The following is an 11,924-nucleotide window of genomic DNA, read 5'->3' on the forward strand; positions in this document are numbered from 1 at the left end:
GCGAGCGCGCGATCGTCCACCCGCCGCGCGATGCCGCCGGCATCGGTCCAGTCGGCGTCCAGGCCGGCCGCGTGCGCGAGGGTCGAGATCGAAACGTCGGTCGTCATGATCGGCTCTGCCCGTTCGCGCGATGATGCCGCGCATCGTGATTGACCGCACCGTCCCGCCACGCGATGCACGCGCGCGGCGGCAGCTTCAGGTCGGTCAGCCGGTCGCGGGCGCGCGGCGGCGTCTCGAACACGATCTTGCCGACCGGTAGTTCGGGCAGTGCCGCGTCGAGCGAGCCGAGATTCAGCGCGATCGACAGCGTGCTGCCGTCGCCGAGGCGCCAGCGCGCGACGAGCGCCGCAGGGTCGCCGTCGCCCGCGAGCAGGTCGACGCCGAGTGCCCGCGCACCCGGCAGATGCGGCGTCACGAGCACCGCGCGCACCGTCAGCGCGCTGCGGTAGAAGCGCTGCCACGCGGCCGCATCGGGCCAGTTGTCGTCCGGCGGATGGTGCGACGACGAACGGACGAACGTCGCGATGTCGTTCGGGTCGGGAATCAGGTCGCGATGCGCGGGATCGGCGAATGCGGGAAACGCCGCGAATTCGCGGCGCCGGCCTTCGCGCACCGCGTCGGCGAGCGCGCCGCGATAGTCCGTGAAGAACTGGAACGGCTGCGTGCTGCCGTCTTCCTCGCCCATGAACAGCAGCGGGATCGGCGGCGCGAGCAGCATCAGCGCGGTGGCCGCGCGCACCGCGTCGTCGTTCGCGAGCGCGCGCAGCCGCTCGCCGAACGCGCGGTTGCCGATCTGGTCGTGGTTCTGCAGGAACGTGACGAACGCGGTGGGCGGCAGGTGCGCGCTCGGCTCGCCGCGCGCGGCGCCGTCGTGCAGCGGCGACGGTTCGCCCTGGTACGCGAAACCTTCGCCGAGCGTGCGCGCGAAATGGCGCAGCGGCGCGTCGGCGTATGCGCGGTAGTAGCCGTCGCGCTCGCCGGTCAGCAGCACGTGCGCGCTGTTGTGGAAGTCGTCGTTCCACTGCGCGTCGAAACCGCCGGGGCCGAGCAGGCTCGCCGTGTTGCGTTCGTTCTCGAGCACGAGATGAAGGTGGCGTGTGTCGCCCGCAACCGCCCGCACGCGGCGCGCGAGTTCGCGCAGCCACGCGTCGTCGCCGATCGCGTGCGCGGCGTCGATGCGCAGCCCGTCGAAACGGAATTCTTCGAGCCAGTACAGCGCATTCTCGATGAAGAACGCGCTCGTCTGCGGGTGCGAAAAATCGATCGCGGGCCCCCACGCGGTCCGCCGGTCGTCGCGGAAGAAGGCGGGCGCGTAGCGCGGCAGCAGGTTGCCTTCGGGGCCGAAGTGGTTGTACACGACGTCGAGGAACACCTGCAGCCCGAGCCCGTGCGCGGTGTCGACGAGCGCCTTCAGCTCCTCGGGCCGCCCGTACGACGCGTCGGGCGCGAACGGCAGCACGCCGTCGTAGCCCCAGTTGCGCGAACCGGGGAACGCGTTGACGGGCATCAGCTCGACGGCGGTCACGCCGAGCGCGGCAATGGCCGGCAGCCGCCGCTCGACGCTCGCGTAGCCGCCGCATGCGCCGACGTGCAACTCGTACAGCACCGTCTCGTGCCACGGCCGGCCGCGCCATGCGCCGTCGCGCCAGCGATACGACGCCGGATCGACGACCTGGCTCGGGCCGTCCACGCCGCCGGGCTGGAAGCGCGACGCCGGGTCGGGCACGGTGAAACCGTCGTCGAGGCGGTAGCGATACAGCGCGCCCGGGCCGCACGGCGCGACCGTCTCGAACCAGCCGTCGCCGACGGGTGTCATCGGGATCGTGTGTTCGCTGTCGTCGTGCAGTTCGACGGCGGCCGTGCGGCTGGCGGGCGCCCAAAACCGGAAGCGCGTGCGGTCGGCATCGACGCAGGTCGCGCCGAACGACGATTCGAACGCGTGCGTGCCGGTTGGACGGTCGGAACGGGATGTCATGGCGGTCCTCAGGAGGGCGGGTCGGGCGGCACGGCGGCCACCGCGATCGCGGCTGCATGCGCGGCGACGTCGAGCCCGTCGGCCGGCCAGTTGCGCGGGCCGGCGTCGGGCGTGGCCGTGTCGACCAGCACGCGGTATTCGAGCACCGGCGCGGGCGGCGCGAACACGATCGTCTCGGACGACGCGTTCAGCATCACCAGCAGCGCCTCGGTGCGCCCGGTGCGGCCCGTGCCGACACGCCGCATCGTCAGCGCGCGGCGTTCGCGGTCCTGCCACGCGGGCACGGTCATCGCGGCGCCGCGCTCGTCGAACCAGTCGATCTCGGCCATGCCCGGTGCGGCGTCGCGGTCGCCCGACGGATAACCCGGCGCGGACATCACCGGATACATGCGCCGCAGCGCGGCGAGCCGCGACACGAAGCGCATCAGCGTCACGGCTTCGTCGCCGTGAGCGAGGTCCCAGTCGAGCCACGACAGCTCGTTATCCTGGCAATACGCGTTGTTGTTGCCGTGCTGCGTGCGGCCGAACTCGTCGCCGGCCACCAGCATCGGCGTGCCGAGCGCGGTGAACAGCGTCGCGAGCATCGAGCGCGCGACGCGCGCGCGCACCGCGCGGATCGCGGCATCGTCGGTGGGCCCTTCGGCGCCCCAGTTCGCGCTGCAGTTGTCGTCGCGGCCGTCGCGGTTGTCCTCGCCGTTCGCTTCGTTGTGTTTCGCCGAATACGAGACGAGATCGGCGAGCGTGAAGCCGTCGTGCGCGGTGACGAAATTGACCGATGCCCACGTATGGCGCCGCTGGTGGTTGAACAGGTCGGCCGACCCGGCGAGCCGCGCGGCGAGCTCCGGCCGCTGGCCCGCGTCGCCGCGCCAGAAGCGCCGCACGGTGTCCCGAAAGCGGTCGTTCCACTCGGCGAAGCCGGGCGGATGGCGGCCGAGCTGGTAGCCGCCGGGGCCGAGGTCCCACGGCTCGGTGATCAGCTTGCGCTGCGCGAGCACCGGGTCCTGCCGCAGCGCGTCGAAGAAGCCCGCGCCGGGATCGAATCCGTGCGCCTCGCGCCCGAGCGTCACGCCGAGGTCGAAACGGAAGCCGTCGACGTTGAACGCGGTGGCCCAGTAGCGCAGCGAATCCATCACCATCTGCACCACGCGCGGATGCGACAGGTTCAGCGTGTTGCCGCAGCCCGTCTCGTCGACATGAAAGCGCTGGTCGCCCGGCACGAGCCGGTAGTAGCTCGCGTTGTCGAGGCCGCGCCACGACAGCGTCGGGCCGAGCTCGTTGCCCTCGCACGTATGGTTGTAGACGACGTCGAGCACGACCTCGATGCCGGCCGCATGCAGCTGCCGGATCGCGATGCGCATCTCGTCGAGCCGCCGCGTCGCGAGATACGCGGGCTCCGGCGCGAAGAACGCGGCCGTGTCGTAGCCCCAGTAGTTGCGCAGCCCGCGGTTCACGAGCGCGCGCTGCTGCAGGAACGCGTGGACGGGCAGCAGCTCGACCGTCGTCACGCCGATCGACAGCAGGTGATCGATGAACGCGGGATGCGCGAATGCCGAGAACGTGCCGCGTTCGGGCGGGCGCAACCCGGCGCGGCGCATCGACGTGCCGCGCACGTGGGTCTCGTAGATCACCGTGTTGCGCCACGACACGCGCGGGCGCCGGTCGGTGCTCCAGTCGAACGCCTCGTCGACCACCACGCACTTCGGCATCGCGGGCGCCGAATCGCGGCGGTCCATCGACAGGTCCGCGCGATTCGAATGGACGCGATAGCCGAACAGCGCGTCCGACCAGCGGAACTGGCCGACCAGCTTGCGCGCGTACGGGTCGAGCAGCAGCTTGGTGGAATTGAAGCGATGGCCGTGCTGCGGCTGGTAGGGGCCGTCTGCGCGAAACCCGTACACGGTGCCCGGATGCGCGTTGGGCAGGTAGCCGTGCCACACCTCGTCGGTGCATTCGGGCAGGTCGAGGCGCGCGAGCTCCTTGCGGCCGGTCGGATCGAACACGCACAGCTGGATGCGCTGCGCGTGCGCGGAAAACACCGCGAAATTGGTTCCGAGGCCGTCCCAGGTCGCGCCTAGCGGATAGCTGCGGCCGGATTCGAGACGGGCGGGCAGGGCGGTCGGCATGGGGCGGATCTCCGTGTCGAGGGCGCGGGTAATCAGGCGGGGGTCAGCCACAGTGTCGCGAGCGGCGGAAGGCGCAGCAGTGCCGACCACGCCTCGCCGTGCGCGGGCACGGCCTCGGCCCACACGGCGCCGTCGTTGCCGGCGTTGGTGCCGCCGTACGGGGCGGCATCGGTGTTCAGCAGTTCGCGCCACTGCCCGGGGGCGGGCAGGCCGATGCGGTAGGCCGCGCGCGGCACCGGCGTGAAGTTGCAGACGGCGACCACGAGGTGCCCGGCGTCGTCGCGGCGCGCGAACGCGAACACGCTGTTGTCGCGGTCGTCGCCGATCAGCCAGGAGAAGCCGGCCGCGTGGCAGTCGAGCGCATGCAGCGCCGGTTCCGCCGCGTACGTGCGGTTCAGGTCGCGCACGAGCCGCTGCACGCCGCGATGCGCGGGCGCGTCGAGCAGGTCCCAGTGCGGCGTCGCGTCGTGCGCGAACTCGGCCCATTGCGCGAATTCGCTGCCCATGAACAGCAGTTTCTTGCCGGGGTGGGCCCACATGAAGCCGAAGTACGCGCGCAGCGTCGCGAGCCGCTGCCACGCGTCGCCCGGCATCTTCGCGACGAGCGAGCCCTTGCCGTGCACGACCTCGTCGTGCGACAGCGGCAGCACGAAGCGCTCGGAGAACGCGTACACGAGCCCGAACGTCATCCGGTCGTGGTGATAGCGGCGGTGCACCGGGTCTTCGCGCAGGTACGCGAGCGTGTCGTGCATCCACCCCATGTTCCACTTGAAGTCGAAGCCGAGCCCGCCGTCGCCGGTCGGCGCGGTGACGCCCGGCCACGCGGTCGATTCCTCCGCGACGGTGACGACGCCGGCCGGCGCGGCCGCACCGTGCAGCGTGTCGTTCAGCATGCGCAGGAACGCGACCGATTCGAGGTTCTCGCGGCCGCCGTGCACGTTCGGCACCCATTCGCCTTCCTTGCGCGAATAGTCGCGGTACAGCATCGACGCGACGGCGTCGACGCGGATGCCGTCGACGTGATACCGGCGCGCCCACGCGAGCGCCGACGCGGCGAGGAACGCGCCGACTTCCGTACGCCCGACGTTGAACACGCAGGTGTGCCAGTCGGGGTGCAAGCCTTCGCGCGGGTCGGCGTGCTCGTACAGCGCGGTGCCGTCGAACTGCGCAAGGCCGTGCGGATCGTCGGGGAAATGCGCGGGGACCCAGTCGACGAGCACGCCGATGCCGGCCGCATGCGCGCGGTCGACGAAGCGCGCGAAGCCGTCGACCGGCCCGAAGCGCGCGGACGGCGCGAACTGCGCGAGCGGCTGGTAGCCCCACGACCCGCCGAACGGGTACTCGGCGATCGGCATGAACTCGATATGCGTGAAGCCCATGCCCCGCGCGTACGGAATCAGCCGCTCGGCGAGCTCGTCCCACGTCGCGCTGCGGTTCATCTCGTCGGGCACGCGTTGCCACGATTCCGGGTGCACCTCGTAGATCGACCACGGCACGCGGTAGCGGTCGGCACGCGGCCGCGCGTGCATCCAGCCCTCGTCGTGCCACGCGAACGCGTCGAGCGCGGCGACGTCGGCGACCACCGACGCCGTCCGCGGCGGCGCCTCGGTCGCGCGCGCACAGGGGTCGGCCTTGTGCGGCAGCACGCGCCCGTCGGCCGCGCGCAGTTCGTACTTGTAGCACTCGCCCGCGCCGATGCCCGGCACGAACAGCTCCCACACGCCCGACGGCTGCCGCAGCCGCATCGGATGGCGGCGGCCGTCCCATGCGTTGAAATCGCCGACCACCGACACGCGCTGCGCGTTCGGCGCCCAGACCGCGAAGCGCACGCCGTCGGTGTCGTCGATGCGCAGCGGCGTCGCGCCGAGGCAGTCGAGCACCGCGGCCGGATCGCCGGCCGACAGGCGCGCGAGCGTCGCGTCGTCGAGCAGCGTGCCGAACGCGTACGCATCGTCGATCACCTGCCGCGCGTCCGGCCAGTCGACCGCGAGCAGATAGTGCGGGACGCCGCCGTTGCGCGCGATCGTTCCCGCGAAGCAGCCGGCGCGATCGACGCAGTCGAGCGTGCCGAGTTCGTCGCCGTCGGGCGACAGCACGTGCACGCCGGTCGCGCCGGGCAGCAGCGCGCGCACGATGGTGCGGCCGGTCTGCCCGTGCGGGCCGAGGCACGCGAACGGATCGGGATGACGTCCGGCGAGCAGCGCGTCGATGTCGGACCGTTCGAACAGCGTATCGGTCATCGCGTGCCTCCGTCGTCGGATGCGCCGCCGTCGTCGAGCAGCCGTTCGACCAGCGCCGCGAGCCCGCCGACCGGCACGCTCAGCCAGTCGGGGCGGTTCGCCGCTTCGTAGCACAGCTCGTACGACGCCTTGTCGATCAGGAACAGCGCGAGCAGGCGGTCGGCGTAGCGCGGATCGACGAAGCGTGCGGGCGCGAGGTCGGCGGCCGCGCGATAGCAGTCGACGAAACGGTCGGCGGCGGCCTGCCCGAAGCGGTCGAACAGCGCACGCTTGCGGCCGGCCGCCTGCGGCGGCGCCTTCTCGATCGCGAACTGCGCGGTCGCGCTCACATACGACAGCGAGCGCAGCAGGCCCGCCACGTCGCGCAGCGGATGCGACTTCGCGCGGCGGCGCTCGAGCGGGCGCGCCGGCTCGCCTTCGAAGTCGATCAGCAGCGCGTCGCCCTGCACGTCGAGCACCTGCCCCAGATGGAAGTCGCCGTGAATCCGCATGCATTGCGCGTCGAGCGTGCGCGGCACGAGTGCGCCGAGGGCCCGCACGGCCGCGTCGCGCGACGCGAGCAGCGTGTCGGCCGCCGCGCGCATCGCGGGATCGAGCGCATCGAGCCGCGTGTGCAGCACGTCGAGCGCCTGCTCGAACGACGCGATCGCGTCCGCGCACCAGCCGTCGACATGGCCGGGCGTCGCCCGCTCCGGCGCGAACGCGGGGTCGTCGGCCGGCTGCGCGAGCGCGACGTGCAGCTGGCCGAGCCGCGTGCCGATGATGCCCGCGAACGCCGCGTAGCCGAGCAGCGCTTCGGGTTCCTCGTCTGCTTCGTCGGTTTCGTCGTTGTCCGCGGCCGGCAGCGCGAGTTCGTCCACCGCGCGGCGCAGGAAGTCGAACGAGCGCGTCCACGCGTCGCCCTGGTTGTCCGCATAACGCTGCAGGATCGCGACCGTGTGCGGCGTGCCGTCCGGGTCGACGTGCACGACTTCGCCCGCGAGCGTCGCGGTGTTCGGGTAGCCGATCCGCGTCAGGTAGCGGCTCATTTCCGCTTCCGGATGCACGCCGTGCGCGACCTTGCGCACCAGCTTCAGCACGATCGCGTCGCCGATCACGAGCGAGCTGTTGCTCTGCTCGGCCGCGAGCCAGCGCACTTCGGCGTCGTCGCCGGGGTCGAGCGCGGCGAGCGCGTCTTCCGGCAGGAACGCGAGGCGGCCGCCGTCGGAGGTCGGCACCACGGCGCCGTCGCGCAGCTTGCGCAGCATCCCGCGTGCGAACGCCGGCAGCGCGAACGCGTCGGTCAGGTAGCCGATCGTGTGGCCGCGCCGCACGCGCGCGAGCGCGAGCTGCGTGAACAGCGGCTGCGAGGTCTCGCCGCCCCATGCGGCCGCGAGCGGCACGACGTAGCGTTCGACGTCGCGCTGCGCGCCCGCTTCGACCCAGGCCTCCGCATACTCGAACGGCTCGCCCGGCACCGGCGTGACGACGTTCAGCCTGGCTTCGCCGATCGTGCGGTCCTTCGACGCGAACCAGCGCCGCCGCGCGAGCCACGACGGCAGTGCATCGTGCGCGAGCGTGTGCAACTGCTCGAGGTTCGGCCGCGCCTCGCCGCGCCGCATCACGAGCGTCACGTATTCGGGCAGCGCTTCCGCGTGCGGCTGCCGCCACGACGGCTCGCGCCCATGTTCGGCGAGCACGAACCACAGGAAGCCGTACGGCGGGAAGGTGAGGAGATACGGGAGCTGGCCGATCGGCGGAAACGGGGAATCCGACGTCATCTCGATCGGTACGCGGCCCGCGAATCCGGACAGGTCGAGTTCGACGGCCTGCGACGCGCGCGACAGGTTCGCGACGCACAGCACCGGATCGTGGCCGTCCAGCTCGCGCAGGTACGCGAGCACCTTGCGGTTCTCCGGGCGCAGGAAGCGGATGGTGCCGCGCCCGAACGCCTGCGACGCGCGGCGGGTCGACAGGATGCGGCGCGTCCAGTTCAGCAGCGAATGCGGGTCGCGTGTCTGCGCCTCGACGTTGACCGCGTCATAGCCGTACAGCGAGCCCATCACCGGCGGCAAGACGAGCAGTTCGGGGTCGGCGCGCGAGAAGCCGCCGTTGCGGTCCGACGACCACTGCATCGGCGTGCGCACGCCGTCGCGGTCGCCGAGATGGATGTTGTCGCCCATCCCGAGCTCGTCGCCGTAATAGATCACCGGCGTGCCGGGCATCGACAGCAGCAGCGAGTTGATCAGCTCGATGCGGCGCCGGTCGCGTTCCATCAGCGGCGCGAGCCGGCGCCGGATGCCGAGGTTCAGCCGCGCGCGCCGGTCGCTCGCGTAGGTCTGCCACAGCAGGTCGCGCTCGGAGTCGGTGACCATCTCGAGCGTCAGCTCGTCGTGGTTGCGCAGGAACACGGCCCACTGGTTGCTCGGCGCGAGCGCCGGCGTCTGCCGCATGATGTCGACGATCGGGAAACGGTCCTCGCTCGCGATCGACATGTAGATGCGCGGCATCAGCGGGAAGTGGAACGCCATGTGGCATTCGTTCTCGTCGCCGAAATACTCCTGCACGTCCTCCGGCCACTGGTTCGCTTCGGCGAGCAGCATCCGGTTCGGGTACTCGGCGTCGATCGTCGCGCGGATCTGCTTCAGGATCGCGTGCGTCTCGGGCAGGTTCTCGTTGTTCGTGCCTTCGCGCTCGACCAGATACGGCACCGCGTCGAGCCGCAGCCCGTCGATGCCGAGGTCGAGCCAGAAGCGCATCACCTGCAGCACCTCGCGCACGACGGCCGGGTTGTCGAAGTTCAGGTCGGGCTGGTGCGAATAGAAGCGGTGCCAGTAGTACTGGCCGGCGAGCGGGTCGTGGGTCCAGTTCGACGTTTCCGTATCGAGGAAGATGATCCGCGTGCCCGCGTATTTCGTGTCGGTGTCGGACCACACGTAGTAGTCGCGGTGATTCGAGCCCGGTTTCGCGCGGCGCGCGCGCTGAAACCACGGATGCTGGTCCGACGTGTGGTTGATCACCAGCTCCGTGATCACGCGGATGCCGCGCGCATGGGCTTCGCGGATGAAGCGCCGCACGTCGGCGAGCGTGCCGTAGTCGGGATGCACGTCGCGGTAGTCGGCGATGTCGTACCCGTCGTCGCGGCGCGGCGACGGGTAGAACGGCAGCAGCCAGATCGTGTCGACGCCGAGTTCGGCGATGTAGTCGAGCTTCGCGATCAGGCCGGGGAAATCGCCGATGCCGTCGTTGTTCGAGTCGTAGAACGACTTCACGTGCACCTGGTAGATGATCGCGTCCTTGTACCACAGCGGATCGTCCGCGCAGAGCGCCGGTGCGCGGCGGCGCGCGCGGCGCCGGCGCGGCGTGCCGGCCGGCTCGAGCGAGGGGAACTGTGCGCGACGTACGTCGTCGAGGGAATCTTCGCGTTTCATCATCCATGGGCTCCCGAAATGGGCCGGGCGTCGCCCGGTTCGCGCGCCGCCGCCCGCGCGGCGCCTGGAGACGGCGTGAGCCGCCAGATCGCATACGGCCGCACGTGCGGATCGAGCGAGACGTACTGGCGATGCCCGCGCCAGGTTTCCGCGTGCGTGGCGTCCTGTTCGAGCGCGTCGAGCGGTTCGCCGTCGACGAGCCCGAAACCGCGCCACAGCGATGCGTCGAGCGTGAAGTTCGCGACCTGCGGATGCCACGGGTCGGTGCTGATCGCGACGGCGACCACGCTGTCGAACGCCGGCGTCGCCTTCACGAACACGAGCACCGCGTCGTTGTCCGCGTCGGCGAACGTGATGCCGAGATGCGTCTGCAGTGCCGGGTGAGCGCGTCGCGCGCGGTTCAGCCGCGCGATCTCGGCGCCGATGTGCGCGGCGCGGCGCCAGTCGCGCGCGCGCAGCTCGTACTTCTCCGCGTTCGCGTATTCCTCGCTGTCCGGCAGCGGCGCCGATTCGCCGAGCTCGAAGCCCGAGTACATGCCCCACGACCCGGCCAGCGTCGCCGCGAGCGCCGCGCGGATCACGAACTGCGTGCGCGGCGCGTTCTGCAGGTGGCGCGGGTTGATGTCGGGCGTGTTGACGAAGAAGTTCGGGCGGAAGAACTCGCGCGCGGGGCCGGCCGTCAGCTCGGTCAGGTAGTCGATGAATTCGCGCTTCGACTCGCGCCACGTGAAGTACGTGTACGACTGCGAGAAGCCGACTTTCGCGAGGCGATACATCATCCCCGGCCGCGTGAACGCCTCGGACAGGAACACGACGTCCGGATGCCGGCCGCGCACGTCGTCGATCATCCACGCCCAGAACGGCAGCGGCTTCGTGTGCGGGTTGTCGACGCGGAAGATCCGCACGCCCGCGTCGACCCAGAACAGGATCGCGTCGCGCAGCGCGAGCCACAGGTCGGGCAACGCATCGGGCGCGTAGAAATCGGGGTTCACGATGTCCTGGTAGCGCTTCGGCGGATTCTCCGCGAAGCGCAGCGAACCGTCGGGCCGCCACGCGAACCAGCCCGGATGCGCGGCGAGCCACGGATGGTCGGGCGAGCACTGGATCGCGAAATCGAGCGCGATCTCGAGCCCGTGACCGCGCGCGGCGTCGACCAGCGCGCGGAACGATTCGAGCGTGCCGAGCTGCGGATGCACGGCCGTGTGGCCACCGTCCGGCGAGCCGATCGCATACGGGCTGCCGACGTCGTCGGGGCCGGCCGTCAGGCTGTTGTTGCGGCCCTTGCGCGCGGTCGTGCCGATCGGGTGGATCGGCGGGAAATACAGCACGTCGAAACCCATGTCGCGGATGCGCGGCAGGTGCGCGATCACGTCGTCGAACGTGCCGTGCCGGTCCGGATCGTCGCTCGCCGAGCGCGGAAACATCTCGTACCAGCTCGAGAAGCGCGCCGCGCGGCGCTCGACGTCGACCGGGAAGGGTGTCGTGTGCGTGACGAACGGGCGGTAGCGCAGCGCCGCGAACGCATCGGCGAGCGGCGCCGCGCCGAGTTGCGCGAGCCGCGCGTCGGCCGGCGCGTCCTTGAACCCGGCGGCCAGCTGTTCCATTCGCGCGAGCGCGTGCGTGTCGAGCGGATCGGCGAGCCTGAGCGCGGTCGCGAGCAGCAGCTGCGCTTCGCGCAGTTCGAGCGTCACGTCCTGGCCGGCCGCGTCTTTCTTCGCGACATCGTCGACGAGCGACGCCCAGTCGTCGCGCCACGCGATCACGCGAAACTCATGACGGCCGAGCCGGTCGAGCGTGACGCGTGCGTGCCAGCCGTCGTTCGGTTCGGCTTCGAACGGGATTTCGCGCCAGTCGTCGTCGCCGGCGGCGCGCCACTGCAGCGCGGCCGCGAGATGCGCGTGCCCGTCGGTGAAGATCGATGCATGGACGACGAGCGTCTCGCCGATCACGCGCTTGACCGCGAAGCGGCCGCCGTCGACCGACGGCTCGACGTGCTCGATCGCGATCCGGTCGGCCGCGAGCGCGGCGGACAGCGCGCCGCGCTCGCGCGCGGCGTCGGCGCGTGTCGTGGCGGGCGGTGCCGGCCACGCATGCAGCAGCGCGTATGCGCCGGGTTCGAGCGTGAACGGTTCGAGCGCGGCGGGCGGGTTGGCTTGCGCACCGTCGTGCGTGACGA

Annotated in this window: 5 protein-coding genes; all 5 read right to left on the reverse strand. The window is 71.2% G+C overall.

Annotated elements, in window-relative coordinates:
* Positions 1 to 103 precede the first annotated feature (103 nt).
* Positions 104 to 1,975, reverse strand: coding sequence for a malto-oligosyltrehalose trehalohydrolase (treZ, locus tag DPV74_RS33210; protein ID WP_091921716.1), 1,872 nt, complete (start codon positions 1,973 to 1,975; stop codon positions 104 to 106).
* A gap of 8 nt (positions 1,976 to 1,983) precedes the next feature.
* Complete coding sequence (glgX, locus tag DPV74_RS33215) at positions 1,984 to 4,098, reverse strand: glycogen debranching protein GlgX (RefSeq protein ID WP_059687741.1); 2,115 nt, start codon at positions 4,096 to 4,098, stop codon at positions 1,984 to 1,986.
* 32 nt (positions 4,099 to 4,130) lie between these two features.
* Complete coding sequence (glgB, locus tag DPV74_RS33220) at positions 4,131 to 6,338, reverse strand: 1,4-alpha-glucan branching protein GlgB (protein WP_091921718.1); 2,208 nt, start codon at positions 6,336 to 6,338, stop codon at positions 4,131 to 4,133.
* The gene (treS, locus tag DPV74_RS33225) at positions 6,335 to 9,748 is read right to left on the reverse strand and encodes a maltose alpha-D-glucosyltransferase (protein ID WP_091921851.1); all 3,414 of its coding nucleotides are present in this window, start codon (positions 9,746 to 9,748) and stop codon (positions 6,335 to 6,337) included. The genes glgB and treS overlap by 4 nt, the downstream gene beginning before the upstream one ends.
* On the reverse strand, positions 9,748 to 11,924 hold a 2,177-nt coding region (locus tag DPV74_RS33230; protein WP_162923203.1), incomplete at its 5' end, for an alpha-1,4-glucan--maltose-1-phosphate maltosyltransferase. The genes DPV74_RS33230 and treS, both read right to left, overlap by 1 nt.

The organism is Burkholderia sp. HAN2018, assembly GCF_024704855.1.
In the GTDB taxonomy this organism is placed as follows: Bacteria; Pseudomonadota; Gammaproteobacteria; order Burkholderiales; family Burkholderiaceae; genus Burkholderia; species Burkholderia cepacia.